The following is a 16,365-nucleotide window of genomic DNA, read 5'->3' on the forward strand; positions in this document are numbered from 1 at the left end:
GCGGGCAAATCGGGTCAGGCCTGCAGTGCGGCCCACATTTCCTTGTCGCGTTCGGCAGTCCAGATGCGCGGATGGCTGATGCCGGATGCCTCGTCATAGGCGCGCGTGACATCGAAGGGCAGGCAGTGCTCATAGATGAAGACTTGCCCGAATTTGGGATCCATCAGCTGGCGCGTGTGGGCCATGGCTTCCTTCAGGCCCATCTTTCCGGCCACCGCTTCGCGCCCGGCACGCAGCAGTGTGGAGACGAAATCCTTGGTGTAGGCGATGCCCTGCGCCACCTGTTCACGCCCTCGCAGCGCCGGTCCGCGGCCCGGCACCAGGGCTTCGGGCTGCAGCGCGGCCAGCGCATCGAGGGTGGCTGGCCAGGGTTCGAGCTGGGCGTCGCCGCAGTAGCAGGCGGCGTCGTATTCCACCAGGTCGCCCGAGAACAGCACCTTCTGGGCGGGGATCCAGACCACCGTATCGCCCTTGGTGTGGCCGGGGCCGAGATGGGCGATCTTCACTTCGAGGCTGCCCATGAAGATCGTCATTTCCTTCTCGAACACCATGGTCGGCCAGGTCAGGCCCGGCACCGTTTCCACGCCGGCGAACAGGCGCGGGAAGCGTTCGATCTCGGACTTCATGTCAGCCTCGCCGCGCTCGACGATCATCTCGTAGGTGCCGCGGCTGGCGATGACCTGCTCGCCGCCTTCCTTGAAGTAGGCCGAGGCGCCCAGCACGCGCACGGCGTGGTAGTGCGTCAGCACCACGTACTTGATGGGCAGCTCGGTGATGCTGCGGATCCGTGCGATCAGATCCTGCGCCATGGCGGGGGTGGCGGTGGTGTCGATGACCATCACGCTGTCGTCGCCGATGATGACGCCGGAGTTGGGATCGCCCTCGGCGGTGTACGCGTAGGCGTTTTCCGAGATGCGTTCAAAGGTGATCTTCTTGGCGTCGAGATCCGCCTGGGATGCAAAAGCCTTGGCCATGTCTGCCTCGTTCAGTGTCGATGGGTTGGAGACGTGGCTGGACATGGCTTGCGCCATCAAGGGAGGTCTCCGTCCAACCCGTCATGGATCAATGCAGGTCAAATCTTGTTGTTGTTGCCTGTGGTGAGCAGGGTGATGGCATCTTAGTCAGGGCCATTTGATTAGTCAATGGCAAATATGCTTGTTGAAGATTAATTTGCGTTTTCTGCACCAAGGCCTGGTTGTGCTGCGCTGCACGTGAGTTGGATTAAAATCCAGGCTCCCGTGCCATGGGGCAGGAAGCGCGCTGGCGTGACCGTTGTGCCACATTGGCCGCATTGCAAATCGTCAACCTGGAAACATCGGATGAGTGCATCCCCCGTCAAGACACAACGTGGCATCCAGAGCGTGGAAGTGGCCGGGCGTCTGCTGCAGGCGCTGGCAGCAGCGCGCCAGCCCTTGCCGCTGGTGGCGCTGGCAGCTGCCGCCGAGCTGTCCTCGGCACAAGCCCATACCTATCTGGTGAGCCTGCTGCGGCTGGGCCTGATCAAGCGCACCCCCGGCGACGGCCACTACGAACCCGGCCCGCTGGCCCTGCGCCTGGGCATGGCGCGGCTGGCGCAGGAGCCGGCCTATCGGCTGGCCTTGCCGCAGGTGCAGCAGCTGAGCCAGGAGACTGGCCTGAGCGTGGCCATCACGCTGCCTACCCCGGCCGGCCCGACCATCGTGCATTACGCCCATGCCGGCAAACCGCTGCATGTGAACCTGCATGTGGGAACCGTCATGGCCCTGTCGGAAACCGCCACCGGACGCACCTATTGCGCCTTCGTTGCGCCCGCGCACTGGCACGCGCTGTGGGAAGTGCAGCATCCGGGCCAGCCGAAGAGCCGCTTCAGGCAATTTCAGGAAGAACTCGATGGCATCCGCAAGCGGGGCATGGAGCGCGCCGTCGACCTGCCCAGTCCGGGCGTGACCAGTCTGTGCATGCCCTTGCTGGATGGACAGCAGCAGTTGCTGCTGCTGGTCACCGTGATCGGTTCCAGCGGCGTGATCGATGCCGGCTGGCGCGGCACGGTGGCGCGCCAGTTGCGGCTCTGCATCGATGCCATCGCGGCCACGCTGGCCGAGGCTTCGGCAGCCGCAGAGGCGGCGGCATGAAGCGCACCCGTTCCGCAGCCGAACCGGAGGACAACGATCACGACGGGACCCGCAGCCAGCGTGGCATCCAGTCGCTCGACAGCACCGGTGCCTTGCTCGATGCCTTGCTGCAAGCCGCTCGTCCGCTGCCGCTGGGCGATCTGGCCCGGCTGGCCGGGATGCCGGCGGCCAAGGCCTTCCCGCATCTGGTGAGCCTGCAGAAGATCGGCATGCTGGCGCGCGATGCGCAGGGCAATTTCTTTCCCGGGGCATTGGCGCTCGACCTCGGATTGGCAGCGTTGCAGCGTCTCTCGCCCTTGCGCGAAGCCGAGGCCGAAGTGGCTACCCTGGTGCAGGCCACCGGCCTGTCGGTCGCGCTGGCGGTGGTCGGTCCGCTGGGGCCGACGGTGGTGCGGCTGGAGGAATCGTCACGGCCGCAGCACGTGAGCCTGCGCATCGGTACGGTGCTGTCGATGGTGCACACCGCCATCGGGCGCGTGTGCGCGGCGCACTTGCCGCCGGACATGCTGGCCGGTGCGCTGGCGATGGATGCGATCCGCATGGAAGGGGCCCAGCCCGACAGCGTCAGCCATCCAGACGGCAGCCTGCGCCATGACTACGCCGAGCGCCTGCGGCAGATTCGCACACTGTCCCTGGACCAGGCACTGGGCCGCCCGGTGCCGGGCATCCACACGCTGGCCGCGCCGGTTTTCAATCACGCCGGACAACTGGCGCTGGTGATGGCCGTCATGGGCAGCAGCGGCAGTTTCGATACGGCAGCCGACGGCGTGGTGGCACGCCTGCTGCGGGCGGCGGCGCATAACGTATCGTGGCGCTTGGGTGCGTTTGCACAAGCATCGCCGCAGGCGAGCGGTCAGAGCGATGAGAACGATGAGAACGGCCAGAGCGATCGCAACGATTAATCATTCATAATTATTTATATCGTTTGGTAATTGCTCGGCCTTGGTGCGGTTTTCCAGGATGTCCTGCACCCGCCGTGCCAGCATGTCCATCTTGAACGGCTTGGTCATCAACTGCATGCCAGTGGGCAGGTGGCCATTGCCGACGGCGGCGTTTTCCGCATAGCCGGTGATGAAGAGCACCTGCAATCCGGGCCGTGCCGCCCGCGCTGCATCGGCCACCTGGCGGCCATTGAGCCCGCCCGGCAGGCCGACATCGGTGATGAGCAGGTCGATGCGCGCCGCCGAGTGCAGAATGCGCAGCGCCGACGGGCCATCCTCCGCCTGCAGGGTGACGTAGCCGGCCTCGTTGAGCACCTCGGCCACCAGCAGGCGGATCGGGGCTTCGTCGTCCACCACCAGCACCACTTCGCCACTGCCGGCGGCCGCCGGGGCCAGGGCCGGTTCGGCTTCCTCGGTGTCCGCATTCTGCTGGTGGCGGGGCAGGTAGATCGAGACCGTGCTGCCTTGTCCGACTTCCGAATAGAGGCGCACCTGGCCACCGGACTGGCGCGCGAAGCCATAGACCATCGACAGGCCCAGGCCGGTGCCTTCACCGATCGGCTTGGTGGTGAAGAAAGGATCGAAGGCGCGCGCCAGCACATCCGGCGGCATGCCGCTGCCGTTATCGGTCACCGAGACGCAGACATACTGGCCCGCCGGCAAATCGCGCTCCTGCGCCCATTTGTCATCCAGCCACTTGTTGGCGGTCTCGATGGTCAGGCGTCCGCCGTCGGGCATGGCATCACGGGCATTGATGCACAGGTTGAGCAGCGCGCTTTCCAGTTGCGGACCATCGACGAAGGTCGGCCACAGGGAGACGGCCGTGACCACCTCCAGCGCGATGGCCGGGCCGATGGTGCGGCGGATCAGTTCTTCCATGCCGCCGATCAGGGCGTTGACGTTGGTGGGACGCGGATCCAGCGTCTGCCGCCGCGCAAAGGCCAGCAGCCGCTGTGTGAGCGAGGCGGCCCGTTGCGCGCTGCGCGCGGCCAGGTCGATGTAGCGGAACAGCTCGTCGCCGCGTCCCTGTACCAGGCGTACGCGCATCAGGTCGAGGCTGCCGGTGATGCCGCCGAGCAGGTTGTTGAAGTCATGCGCGAGTCCGCCGGTCAACTGGTCGATGGCTTCGATCTTCTGCGAGTGGCGCAGGGCCTCCTCGGTGGCCATCAGTTCCCTGGTGCGGGCGCTGACCTCCGCTTCCAGCGATTCGTTGATCTCGCGCAGGCGCGCTTCGCTGGCCGCCAGCGCCTGCTGGTTGCGGATGCGTTCGAAGGCGGCGCGGGTCTGTTCGCTGACCTCGCGCACGATGGCCAGTTCGTTGTCGGTCCAGGTGCGCGGCAGGTTGCTGCTGACATGAACGATGCCGACCAGTTTTTCGTGGTCGAGCAGCGGCACGTCCATGTACGACGCCACTCCGCAGGCCAGATGCTCCTGCCGCAGCGTGGCGGTGCGCACATCAGTACTGACGTCAGCGACCAGAATCACGCTGCCGCTGCGCACGGTCTGCGCGACGCGTCGCTCGTCATGCAAGGCCAGGACGGCGACGGCGCTGTCGTCCTGGTGGAAGCTCCACTGGCCCAGTTCCTCGACCTGCTGTGCAGGCCCCAGCGATTTGTAGCTGACCCAGCGTGCGGTCAGCGCATCGCCGATGATCTGGGCGGCGGCGCTGGCGATGTCGCCCAGGGAGCCGGCCGAGCGAATCGCTTCGGCCAGCCGGAACAGGGCGTGCTGGCGCGCCTCGCTGTTCTTGCGTTCGGTCACGTCGCGGGTGGTGCCGGCCACGGCCTCGACCTCGCCATCAGGCCCGAGCACGGGGAAGATGATGTAGTCATAGATGCGGCGGCCGAAGGTCCCGTTGAAGGGGACGTCGCCCCGCACCGGGCGCTTGGTGGCACGCACCTGTTCGATCTCGCGGCTGTGCATCTCGGCGTGCCAGGGCTCGTAGCCGAGCTCCAGGCAGTTCTTGCCGATGGCTTCATCCCAGGTCTTGCCCCACATCTGCAGCAAGACGCGGTTGGCGTAGGTGAAACGGTGATTGAGATCCCACGCATAGGCCAGGTCGGGCGTGGTGGAGAGGAAGGATTCGTAGAAGCGCCGTCGTCGTTCGGACTCACGCGTGAGGCAGGCCAGTTCGGCGATGGCTTCCTTCTGCACATGGATGTCGGTGGAGGTGCCGTACCAGTGCAGGATACGCCCGCTCCCGGCCTCCAGCTGCGGTTTGCCGCGCGTGAGGAACCAGCGGTATTGCCCGCGGGCATCGGCGATGCGGTGTTCGATGGCGACTTCCATGCAGGCGCTGCGTGCGTGTTGCCAGGCCGCCATGGTGTCCGCCCGGTCCGCGGGATGGATGTGGCGCGTGATCATGGTGTCGAGGCTGGCCAGCCCTTCGTGCAGCGCCTCTCCGGTGTACTGGTGCCACTGGTCATTGATGAATTCCAGCACGCCGGCGTCATTGGTGATCCAGACGATCTGGGGGATCGCGCCTGTCATGAGGCGGAAGCGTGTCTCGCTCTCGTGCAGCTTGCGGTCAGTGCGCTGTTGCTGGAGCTGCTGGGCTTCGCGCCGGCCGGCCCGCAGGCTGACCGCCACGCCCTGCGCTTGCGGCGTGCAGATCACCTCATACGACTGCGTCTGCCCGGCGGGGGTGTAAAGGCACTGGCGGCTCTGGCCATCGGCCAGGGTGGCGCGCAGGGCCTCTTCCAGCAGGCTGCCCGCCAGTGCCGGCCAGACCTGCCACAGCACGGCACCCGCCGTCGCTTCGCCCGACCCCGGCGATGAGCCCAGCAGCGCCCGCGCAGCGTCGTCCGCATACACCACGCGCCAGTGCGCATCGAGCGCAAGATAGGCGGCCGGGTAGCGGGCCGGCGGCGTGGCGGGGAGGAGGGCAACGGCTGATCCGGCGGCAGGCGGCAAGGAATCAGCGCGAGAAAAATGCTCGGACATGGCGGACCTTGATTTCTGTGGTCGCCCGATTGTAGATGAGCCTTTGTGAGGATGCTGTAGGACAAGCGGCTGACTTGCAGCCCGCTGGTTCCGAAAATGCGATCACGCTCTTCCTTGGCGCTGCCCATGGGTGCACGCGAAACGCAGCGTTCCGCCATGCGTGGCAAAGTCGCCTCATGGGACGGAAAGCGGGGTTACATCAGGCTTTTCCTGAGTTTGCGGTGTCCCGCGTCCGCCTATAATCGAAGCCCGGATGACAAATGCTTGCATGGCTGATGCCGGTCCCTCAAGGCTCCCTGGTTGCGGCGTAAAAGTAGAAAAGGCAAGAGCACAGGATGTCTGCTTCTTCATTGATGAGCATGGTGCGCGCCTACTGGCGCGTCGGCTACGATCAGCCCGAGCTGCTGATCGCGCAGTACCGCGCGTTCTCCGGCAAGATGCCGATGATGTACCTGATCCTGCTGATCAACAGCTGGGCACTGGCACAAACCTATTACCCGCTGGCCCCGCACTGGCTCAGCTTGTACTTCCCGGCCATGCTGACGGTGTTGTGCGTGACGCGCCTGATCTTCTGGTGGCGCGGACGGCATGTCGACCCGACGCCCGGCATGGCCGCGGCGGCGCTCAAGCGCACCAATTTCCTGGCAACACCGATTGCGCTGAGTTTCTCGCTGTGGTCGGTGATGCTGTTTCCCTACGGCGACAGTTATGCCCAGGCCCATGTGGCCTTCTACATGGGCATCACCGTCATCTGCTGCATCTTCTGCCTGATGTACCTGCGCTCGGCGGCGCTGTCGGTGGCGCTGATCGTCAACGGCATCTTCACGGTCTTCTTCCTCAATACGCATATCCCGACCTTCGTGGCGGCAGCGATGAACGTGGTGCTGGTGACCATCGGCATGTTGGCCATCGTCAACAGTCACTACAACGACTTCACGCGGCTCATCGAAGCGCAGGTCAAGACGGCGCTGCTGGGCAACGAGAACCTGCGCCTGGCCAACCTCGACTCGCTCACGCAGATTCCCAATCGCCGCAAGTTCTTCGCCCAGCTCAACGAGATCTGTACCCGCGCCACCGGCAATGGACAGCGCTTTGCCGTGGCCATCCTCGACCTCGACGGCTTCAAGGCCGTCAATGACCTGTATGGCCACACCCATGGCGACCAGTTGCTGGTGGAAGTGGGGCAGCGGCTGACGGCCGTGTGCCTGGACGAGCGTTTCCACCTGGCACGCCTGGGCGGCGACGAGTTCTCCATCATCATCGATGCCGATCTCAGCAATGCGGTCCTCACCGAATTCGGCGACCGTATCTGCGCCGCGCTGCGCCGGCCTTTCGTACTCTACAAGGCGACGGTGCAGATTGCTGCCTCGGTAGGCGTAGCCACCTTCCCCGACATGGCGGTGGATGCCAGCTCGCTCTATGAGCATGCCGACTATGCCTTGTATCAGGGCAAGCGCGAACGGCGCGGTACCGTCACCTTGTTCTCGGAACAGGACAAGGCGCAGATCCAGCGCAATGCCAACATCGAGCAGGCCCTGCGACTGGCCGACTTCGATCGCGAACTGTCGGTGTTCTTCCAGCCCATCGTGCGCCTGGATGATTGCCAGCCGATCGCCTTTGAAGCCCTGGCGCGCTGGCACAGCGCCGTCAAGGGCAGCGTGGCGCCGATGGAATTCATTCCCGCTGCCGAACGCATGGGCATCATCAACCAGTTGAGCGTGATCCTGCTGAAGAAGGCGCTGCAGGCTGCGGCGAGCTGGCCGCCCTCGCTCCGGCTGTCGTTCAATCTCTCGGCCAACGACATCAACACCAGCGAAGGCATGGCGCAGATCGTGCAGGTGATCAGCTCGTCCGGATTCAATCCCGCGCGGCTGGATCTGGAAATCACGGAGACGGCGGTGCTGCAGGATCTGGAAAAATCGCGCCAGCTGGTCACGACCTTGCGTCAGCTGGGCTGTGGCATCACGCTCGATGACTTCGGCACCGGCTATGCCAGCCTGAGCCACCTGCACGCCTTGCCCCTGACGCGCATCAAGATCGACAAGAGTTTCGTCGCCGACATTGAGCACAATGCGGTCAGCCACAAGATCGTGAAGTCACTGCTCGCACTCACGCATGACATGCAACTGGCCTGTGTGGTGGAGGGGGTGGAAACGCCGGCGCATCTGCAGAGCTTGCGCGGCCTGGGGGCCATGTATGGACAGGGCTACCTGTTTGCGGTGCCGCTGGCGGCGGACCAGGTCCAACCCTGGCTGCAGGCACAGCAGGCCTCCCTGAACCCGCGCGACATTCAGTCGCACGGTTGAAGCAAATCGGCGGCCTGCGGCAGCCGATTTGCTTCCATGGATGGCAATCAGGGCTTTCGGGTCTTGGAATTGACATCCTGCTCGGCCGAGCCAATCTCGGCGCCGGTCAGCGGCTCACCATCCTGGGCCGATGCGGTGCGCGCCGCCATCTGGTCCAACATGGCCTGTTCCTCTGCATTGAGCTCGACCGTGGCCTGGCCGTCGCCGCCGTCGACCGGGGTCAGTGCGTCGGCACCGTCCAGGCGTTCCCACTGTTTGCCGTCATTCCACGGTCCGGTCTGTTCACCCAGTCCTTGTGAGAGATTGACGTAGACCTTGGAGAAGCGCGGATCGCCAGGCAGCTTTCCCGGCGGGAAATTGGGGCGGATGGAATAGAGCGCCTTTTCAAACGACTTCTGGTGCGCGATCTCGCGCGTCATCAGGAAGCCCAGCGCTTCCTTCACGCCCGGGTCATCGGTGAGGTTGATGAGCCGCTCGTAGACGATCTTGGCGCGTGCCTCGGCGGCGATGTTGGAACGCAGGTCGGCGGTGGGCTCGCCGATGGTGTCGATATAGGCCGCACTCCACGGTACGCCGGCCGAATTGACCAGCGGTGCGCCAGCCCCGTAGAGCACTTGCGTGATGTGGCTGTCGTTGCCGGCGCCGGTGATTTCCTTGTAGAGGATGCCCTCTTCTTCCACGCCTTCGGCCAGCTTGCCCTTGGCCCCCTTGTTGAGCATGACGACGATGTTGCCGATCACTTCCAGGTGACTCAGTTCTTCGGTGGCGATGTCGAATAGCATGTCCTTGCGGCCAGGATCGTCCTCGGCAATGGCCTGGGTGAAGTAGCGGCAGGCGGCAGCGAGTTCGCCTTGCGGGCCGCCGAATTGTTCCAGCATCAGATTGGCCAGCCCGGGATTGGGGCCGGCGACGCGTACCGTGTATTGCAGGCGCTTGTTGTGAGCGAACATGTCGGACTCCTTGTTGAGGTCGAGGGATTGAACGGGGAAAGACGCTGGACGTGATCGCTTGGTAGCGTGGCTTGAGGCGATACGTCCAACAGAGTCTTCATGCTAGGAGGCGAGTGCTCAGCCATACCATCGGCGGGAGCGGAAAACTTGCGGTGCGCGGTAACGACGAAACGTGTCGGAGATCCTTAGCGCGGCAGCAGCCGCCGTCGGACGACCACAGGTCCGACATTCAGTGTTAGTCCGATGGAAGCCGAGGCGGAGCATCGCTAGACTCGGAGACTTTCATCCTCCTCCGTGACGGTCATCATCGCGCACGGGGGACAGGCTCAAGGACAGCACACAAGCAAGGACAACATGCTCAAGAAAGTCGAGCCCTCCGTGACCACACTGACGCATCTGGCACCGCTGGAGCCGGCCGCTGCCACCGCCAACTCCTTTGCCTCTTCCACCGAAGTCGCAGGGGCGGCCGAGCAGCCTGCCGCGATCCGCTTGAGCTGGCCGATGGTGGCCGGCGGCGTGCTGCTGCTGGCGGCGCTCATCGGCTGGTGGAGCGCGCAGGATGAACGCATCTGGCGCGCGTACTGCGGCGGCATGGCCGCTGCCGCTGCAACAGCGGCGGGCACCCTGCCACTGTTCTTCTCGCGTCGCTTCTCGCCGCGCATGGCCGATTGCTGCACCGGATTCGGTGCCGGCGTGATGCTGGCGGCCTCGGTGTTCTCGCTCATCCTGCCCGCCCTGCACAGCCTGCAGGAAGCCGGGACCGGCAAGCAGATGGCCAGTCTCATCGCCGGTGCCAGCGTACTGTGTGGTGCGCTGCTGGTACTGGCCTTGCAGCGCGCCGGACAGGGTCATGATGATCTCGCGCGCCAGGCAGCCTTGCGCCGTGTCTGGCTGTTCGTGCTGACGGTCGGGCTGCACAACCTGCCTGAAGGATTGGCGGTCGGCGTGGCGTATGGCGGCGTGGCACCCGAACAGGCCTCGGTGCTGACCTTCGGCATCGCGCTGCAGGACATCCCGGAAGGCATGATCGTGGCCACCGCCTTGCGCGGGATCGGTTATTCCCGCGCCGATGCGATCGGCTGCGGCATCCTCTCCGGACTGGTTGAGCCGCTGGCTGCGGTGGCAGGTGCGGCGCTGGTATCGCTCTCGGCAGCGATGCTGCCGTGGGCGCTGGGCGGGGCGGCCGGTGCCATGCTGTTCGTGCTGGCGCATGAGGTGATTCCCGATCCGCACCGGCGACGCGACGCATTGGCGGCGACCTGCTGCCTCATCATCGGCTTCGTGCTGATGATGGTGATGGACACGGCCTTGTCATGAGGAATGCGATCATGAACGACCTCACTGTTGCCGACCAACCGGACTTCACCCCTGGGTCACTCACCTATGTGGAACTCTGGCGCGGCGCCGAAGTGCTCATCAGGAAAGCGGGCGAAGAGCAGTCCGGTTCGCGCTGGGTCTATCTGTCGGTACTGATGATGCTGTCGTTCTGTCTGGAAGCCTATCTCAACCATGCTGGTCCCTTGTTGTTCGGGGCCGGCTGGAACGAAGGCCGGCAGGCGCATGGCACGCAGGACGCCCGGAGCAAGCTGCTGTTGATCTGCGCCGCCTGCGGCGTGGAACTGGAACCACCCCGCAAGTACCGCACCGTGGCGCTGACCTTGCTGGAACTGCGTCACAGCCTGGGCCAGGCAACACAGGTACGGCTGCCGCCGCCGGGCATATCGACGGCGCGCCGTTCGCTCTCCGCCATGGCAGGCGACCCGGAGGAGCTGGCCCTCGACCCGGCATGGAGCCCGTATTGCGAGCGCAGTGTGGTGCTCGATTACCGCGCCCAGTTGCGCAGCCTGCTGGCCAAGCTGCATGCGCGGCTGCCGCCCGAGGAGCGCAGCCCCTTGTCCATCTGAAGACGTGCGCAAAGGATGAGCGCAGCCGGATCGCTGCGACCCGCTTCCGCGCGCTGTTCACTCCAAATGCACCCCATGTGCACGTCATTCCTCTTCTTTCATCTCACCAGGAGCCCACCATGCTGAACCCCGTTTTCCGACGTACCCTGTTGACCGCCACTTGCGGCAGCCTGCTGATGCTGGCCTTGCAGGCCGCACCCGTCCGTGCGGATGAGCCTACGCTCAGCATCCTCGAACCCAAGACCGGGCAGACCGTGACCAGTCCGTTCCGCGTTCGTCTGGCGGCGCATTCCATGACCACTCGCCCGGCGGGCAAGGTGGTGGAGGGCACCGGGCATCATCACCTGCTCATCAATCACGGTGCCGTGGGGAAGGGCGAAGTCATTCCGCAGGACGAGACCCACATCCACTTGGATGACGGCCAGACCGAAACCATGGTCACGCTTCCTCCCGGCAAGTACAAGCTCACGGCTCAGTTCGCCGATGGCGAGCACCGCTCGTACGGCCACATGATGGCGCACGGGATCAACATCACCGTCAAGTAGTCCTCACGAAGGACGGGCCCGTCCCGGCATGGCAAAAAGGGCCCCGCAGTGAACTGACCCCATGAAGTTGGACGGTCAATAGCCGGTTAAGGCCTCAAGGACTGAGTTCTGCATTGCACAGGGCTCAGTCCTTTTAATTTGCTCTTGATGCGGCGGCTCGCAGCACGGCAGCAGAGAACGCAGAGGTATCGCACCTATCTATCGAAACGATGAATGGATGCCGCCGCATCTCTTGCATCGATCAATCTGTCATCGTGTGCCTGGAGGCGGGGGAGGCGAGCCCCGGAACCAACACGGGGCAAATCACTCAATGGCTTGTTCAATGCATCGCATGTGCATGGCCGGGCTGGAACGTCGCCCGTCGGGCGCTCTGCCATACCGGCAAAAACAGGATTCCATCATGAAGAAGAAACAAGCGCTGATCGAGGGAGTGAACCGTCTCAAGGCCTCGCACGAGCAGGCGGCAGCAATCCTGCAGGGCATCGTGCATGAGGTGGTGCGGGTCAGCAAGAGTGGGGAAGGTGTACCCGAGCGGCGCAACTTCCGCCGCTATCGCCGGGCCATCAAAGAGTTGAAACTGCAGTGCCTGCAGGTGGAGATGGTGCTGGCCGAGTTCGACCGTGAGGATTGATCTCTGGTATTGATCAGATGAGCTTCATTGATCTGTTCACTGGATCAGTCTTCCTCCCTTGGGGAGAGAGACGAGGCACTTCTTAAAGCTGCGGGCTGTTCTCCCGCATGTCCTGCTCCGAGTAATTGTCGCCTTCCGGCTTGTTGCGCGAGGCAGCCTTGTCGCTGTCGCCCGGCGCGGTCTGCTCGCCACGGTCCAGCATGTCGCGCTCATTGGTACCGCTGCGCGCGTTGTTGGCCTGCAGGTCTTGCGGACCGGAGGTATTGGCGGGGTGGGTATGCTTGTTCAGTGCGTCGGTCATTGCGGTCTCCTTGTGCATGGATGGATGCACTGCGCGCTCGCTCGTCAGGGAGGAGGGTGCAGTACGGAAGGCGTTGACGATGCTACTGCGGCGAGCGCGCCGTGTATGTCGGCCAGTGCCGCGCGTGCAGGCCACCTTCGCTGACAGCGATGCAGGAGGTGCGGCAGCCGGGACTTCGTTTCTGCCGGCTGCGGGCGCGCTCATCAAGCCGCGCTGACGCGTCCGACAGCCGCTGCCCACAAGGCTAGGCGTGGCGCGCTGATGGTCATGCGTGACGGGGTTGGTTAGTGTGAACTCTCCGCCGTTTTTCTTTCCATCCAGGAGATCCGCATGGCTATCGAATCCAAACTGCCTTCCCGTGAAAATCCGTCGCCTGCCCAATCCAGTGGCGAGGCCACCAACCGTCCCGCTCGCGGTGATCACGTCGAGGCGCGTGAAACCAGTACCGATAACGCCAACAAGGAAATCGCCAAGCCCGAGTTCGACATCGTGCAGGACGATGCCCGCGCGCCGCGCTGACGCATCCGCGTTGTCGATTACCCGGCGCGTCCCGCGCCGCCCGTGACCAGCTCATCAAGGAAAACCCATGCGCGCACTGCTCTACCATTCCGCCCATGACGTGCGGGTCGAGTCCGTTCCCGATCCCATCATTCAGGAGGCCGACGACATCATCCTGAAAGTCACCGCCACCGCCATCTGCGGCTCCGACCTGCACCTGTATCGCGGCAAGATTCCCGCCACCAAGGCCGGCGATATCCTCGGCCATGAATTCATGGGCGTGGTGGTCGAGACCGGCCCCGGCGTCAAACGCCTCAAGAAAGGCGACCGCGTGGTGGTGCCCTTCGTCATCGCCTGCGGCCAGTGCTTCTTCTGCGATCAGCACCTGTATGCCGCCTGCGAAACCACCAACCCTGACCGCGGTGCCATCATGAATGGCAAGGGCATCCGTTCAGGCGCAGCCATGTTTGGCTACAGCCACCTCTATGGCGGCATGCCCGGCGGGCAGGCGGAGTATGTACGGGTGCCCAAGGCCGATGTCGGCCCCATCCGCATCGACTCGCCGCTGGCCGATGAGCAGGTACTGTTCCTGAGCGACATTCTCCCGACCGGGTATCAGGCGGTGAAGAACGCCGGTGTGCGTGAGGGCTCCAGCGTGGCCATCTACGGTGCGGGTCCGGTTGGCCAGATGGCGGCTGCCTGTGCGCGCATGCTCGGGGCGGAAAAGATTTTCATCGTCGATCACCACGATTACCGGCTGCGCTTCGCAGCGGAGCAATACAAGGCCATCCCGATCAATTTCGACCACACCGATCCCGCCGAAACCATCATCGCCAACACCGCAGGCCGGGGTGTGGATGCGGTGATCGATGCCGTCGGTTTCGAGGCCAAGGGCAGCGTGCTGGAAACCGCGATGACCAATCTCAAGCTCGAAGGCAGCAGCGGCCAGGCACTGCGCCATTGCATCGCCTCGGTGCGGCGCGGCGGGACGGTGAGCGTGCCGGGCGTGTATGCCGGGTTCATCCACGGTTTCCTGTTCGGCGATATCTTCGAGAAGGGCTTGACCATCAAGACCGGCCAGACCCACGTGCAGCACTACATGCCCGAACTGCTGGCCAGCATCGAGGATGGCTGGCTCCGTCCGGAGGCGATCATCACGCATCGCCTGCCCTTGGAGGAGGCGGCCGAGGGCTATCGCATCTTCAATGAAAAGCGCGAGGAGTGCCGCAAGGTGGTGCTTACTACATGATGGAATCAGCGCGGTAGGATCATCGCGAGCGACCGGGTTGTCCGGTCGCTTTTTTTGTGGCCGGTTCTTTTAGCTCATTTTTTTCCTCACCTCTGGTGAGCCATCCGGAACGTCCCGTTCCGCCTGCACCGCTTCTCCCTTCTCGTCGGGCCAGCGCCTGGCATGCTCTGATCCGCCTCAAACTCGCATTTACACAACAAAATGACTCACGACGTGATGCAAATACTACAATGCCGCAATTTTCATTTGCTGGTAAGACCTTTGTGTGCGTAAATACTGCAAAAATTATGAAATATGCGACCGAAAGTTCGGGATGTTTCGTGATTATTTGCATATTTTTTATATTTGCGTCGCATGACGCTAGTCGGGGAAGCAGATGAAGGCGTTGTCAAACATGAAGATCGGCGCAAAGCTGAGCCTGGGGTTCGCCAGTTTGCTGGTGATGATGCTGGTGCTGGTCGGGGTGGCGATGGTCGGCATCAATGGATTGCGCTCTTCCGTCGAGCGTGCCAATGAAGTCCAGAACGAGAGCCTGGCGCCGCTCTACGTGGCGCGCGAAGCGCTGGACCAGACCGGCATCGCCGCGCGCAATGCCTATGTCTTTCTCAGCGATGCCGATGCGCAGACCGAACTGAAGATCGTCGATGAACAGAAGGCGCTGTATCTCGCCGAACTGCAGAAGCTGGAAACGCGACTGGCCGGCAACCCGCATTTCGCCGCCGTGCGTACGGGCTTGCTGCAGATGGCCGATGAACTCAAGCGTCCGCGCCAGTATCGCGAGAGCGGAGCGATGGAGGCCTATCGCAGTTTCCTGGTCAATGATTGCAGCCCCTTGCGGCGCAAGATCGTAGCCGACATCAACAAGCTCATCGCCGATATCGCTGGCCAGAGCACGGCAGCGGGCGAGCAGTCGGAGCGCTCCGCCACCGATGCCCTGAAGCTGATCGCCACGTTGGCCGTGGTGGCAATCCTGATCGCGGCGTCCGTGGCCTTCGTCATCACGCGCGGTCTGCTGCGCCAGCTCGGTGGCGAGCCGTCCTATGCCATGGAAATCGCACAGCGCATTGCGCATGGCGACCTGGCAGTGGACGTGGCCACGCGCCCCAACGATCAGAGCAGCCTGCTGCATGCCCTGCGCATGATGCGCGACAGCCTCGCCGCCATCGTCGGCGAAGTCCGGCAGGGGACCGATGCCATCGAACGCGCGTCCACCGAAATCGCCTCCGGCAATGTGGACCTGTCCGGACGCACCGAACGCCAGGCCAGTTCGCTGGAAGAAACCGCCAGCGCCATGGAGCAGATCACCTCGGCCGTACGCCAGAGCGCGGCCAATGCGGAGCAGGCCAATACCCTGGCGGCCTCGGCCTCGGAGATTGCGGTCACGGGCGGCAACATGATGGGCGAGGTGGTGGCGACGATGGAAGACATCCGTCAATCCTCGGTCAAGATCGTGGACATCATCAGCGTCATCGATGGCATCGCGTTCCAGACCAACATCCTGGCGCTCAATGCAGCCGTCGAGGCGGCACGCGCCGGTGAAGGCGGACGCGGCTTTGCGGTGGTGGCCTCGGAAGTGCGGACGCTGGCCCAGCGCAGCGCAGCGGCGGCCAAGGAAATCAAGGAACTGATCGGGGCCTCCGTGGCAAAGGTCGAGAGTGGCAGCGGGCGGGTCAAGGGGGCGGGCCAGACCATGGACGAGATCGTCGCCAGCGTGCGCAAGGTGACCGACGTGATCGCCGAGATCAGCCTCTCCAGCCGCGAGCAGAGCGAGGGCATCGAGCAGGTCAACGATGCGATCGGCCACATGGATGAAGCCACCCAGCAGAATTCGGCGCTGGTGGAACAGGCCGCTGCTGCAGCGGAGGCGCTCACTTCGCAGGCAGGTGCGCTGGCACGCCTGGTGTCGACTTTCAAGCTGGCCTCGGCCGCGCGGATGATGGGCTGATTCGTGCTTTTTGAAAATACCCACCACACGCATTACGCAGT

General features: G+C 64.0%; 14 protein-coding genes. 10 read left to right on the plus strand and 4 right to left on the minus strand.

The window, feature by feature from the left end:
- Positions 1-14: 14 nt before the first annotated feature.
- Positions 15-974 (minus strand): MBL fold metallo-hydrolase, encoded by a 960-nt coding sequence (locus E2K99_RS03135; protein ID WP_134224016.1) that lies wholly within the window; start codon positions 972-974, stop codon positions 15-17.
- 345 nt (positions 975-1,319) lie between these two features.
- Between E2K99_RS03135 and E2K99_RS03140 the strand changes: the two genes are divergently transcribed.
- Both E2K99_RS03140 and E2K99_RS03145 read left to right on the plus strand, forming a co-directional pair.
- Complete coding sequence (locus tag E2K99_RS03140; protein WP_134221319.1) at positions 1,320-2,111, plus strand: IclR family transcriptional regulator; 792 nt, start codon at positions 1,320-1,322, stop codon at positions 2,109-2,111.
- A complete protein-coding gene (locus E2K99_RS03145) occupies positions 2,108-3,013 on the plus strand; it encodes an IclR family transcriptional regulator (RefSeq protein WP_134221320.1) in 906 nt (301 codons plus the stop codon). The genes E2K99_RS03140 and E2K99_RS03145 overlap by 4 nt, the downstream gene beginning before the upstream one ends.
- Here the strand turns inward: E2K99_RS03145 and E2K99_RS03150 are convergent, their stop codons facing one another.
- On the minus strand, positions 3,014-5,995 hold the full coding sequence (locus E2K99_RS03150) for an ATP-binding protein (protein ID WP_134221321.1): 2,982 nt from the start codon (positions 5,993-5,995) through the stop codon (positions 3,014-3,016).
- 335 nt (positions 5,996-6,330) lie between these two features.
- Between E2K99_RS03150 and E2K99_RS03155 the strand changes: the two genes are divergently transcribed.
- Positions 6,331-8,301: a putative bifunctional diguanylate cyclase/phosphodiesterase gene (locus E2K99_RS03155; protein ID WP_134221322.1), complete on the plus strand. Its 1,971-nt coding sequence runs from the start codon at positions 6,331-6,333 to the stop codon at positions 8,299-8,301.
- A 47-nt stretch (positions 8,302-8,348) separates the two neighbouring features.
- Here the strand turns inward: E2K99_RS03155 and E2K99_RS03160 are convergent, their stop codons facing one another.
- On the minus strand, positions 8,349-9,251 hold the full coding sequence (locus E2K99_RS03160) for a manganese catalase family protein (protein WP_134221323.1): 903 nt from the start codon (positions 9,249-9,251) through the stop codon (positions 8,349-8,351).
- Between the two features lie 501 nt (positions 9,252-9,752).
- Between E2K99_RS03160 and E2K99_RS03165 the strand changes: the two genes are divergently transcribed.
- The 4 genes from E2K99_RS03165 (at position 9,753) to E2K99_RS03180 (ending at position 12,331) form a co-directional block, all read left to right on the plus strand.
- Positions 9,753-10,568: a ZIP family metal transporter gene (locus E2K99_RS03165; RefSeq protein ID WP_375163965.1), complete on the plus strand. Its 816-nt coding sequence runs from the start codon at positions 9,753-9,755 to the stop codon at positions 10,566-10,568.
- An 11-nt stretch (positions 10,569-10,579) separates the two neighbouring features.
- Complete coding sequence (locus E2K99_RS03170; RefSeq protein ID WP_134221325.1) at positions 10,580-11,155, plus strand: hypothetical protein; 576 nt, start codon at positions 10,580-10,582, stop codon at positions 11,153-11,155.
- A gap of 119 nt (positions 11,156-11,274) precedes the next feature.
- Positions 11,275-11,700, plus strand: a complete 426-nt coding sequence (locus tag E2K99_RS03175; RefSeq protein ID WP_134221326.1) for a DUF4399 domain-containing protein — start codon at positions 11,275-11,277, stop codon at positions 11,698-11,700.
- 400 nt (positions 11,701-12,100) lie between these two features.
- Positions 12,101-12,331, plus strand: coding sequence for a hypothetical protein (locus tag E2K99_RS03180; protein WP_121042893.1), 231 nt, complete (start codon positions 12,101-12,103; stop codon positions 12,329-12,331).
- Positions 12,332-12,413: 82 nt separating this feature from the next.
- On the opposite strand, the gene E2K99_RS03185 is transcribed toward E2K99_RS03180, so the two are convergent.
- Positions 12,414-12,632, minus strand: coding sequence for a hypothetical protein (locus tag E2K99_RS03185; protein ID WP_134221327.1), 219 nt, complete (start codon positions 12,630-12,632; stop codon positions 12,414-12,416).
- Positions 12,633-12,962: 330 nt separating this feature from the next.
- Here E2K99_RS03185 and E2K99_RS03190 point away from each other — a divergent pair, with 330 nt between their 5' ends.
- The 3 genes from E2K99_RS03190 (at position 12,963) to E2K99_RS03200 (ending at position 16,324) form a co-directional block, all read left to right on the plus strand.
- A complete protein-coding gene (locus E2K99_RS03190; RefSeq protein WP_039789501.1) occupies positions 12,963-13,151 on the plus strand; it encodes a hypothetical protein in 189 nt (62 codons plus the stop codon).
- Positions 13,152-13,218: 67 nt separating this feature from the next.
- Entirely contained in the window at positions 13,219-14,379 is a 1,161-nt protein-coding gene (locus tag E2K99_RS03195; RefSeq protein WP_134221328.1) for a zinc-dependent alcohol dehydrogenase, read from the plus strand.
- Positions 14,380-14,773: 394 nt separating this feature from the next.
- Positions 14,774-16,324: a methyl-accepting chemotaxis protein gene (locus E2K99_RS03200; RefSeq protein ID WP_420840866.1), complete on the plus strand. Its 1,551-nt coding sequence runs from the start codon at positions 14,774-14,776 to the stop codon at positions 16,322-16,324.
- Positions 16,325-16,365 lie beyond the last annotated feature (41 nt).

The organism is Herbaspirillum huttiense, assembly GCF_004367745.1.
Taxonomy (GTDB): domain Bacteria; phylum Pseudomonadota; class Gammaproteobacteria; order Burkholderiales; family Burkholderiaceae_D; genus Herbaspirillum; species Herbaspirillum huttiense.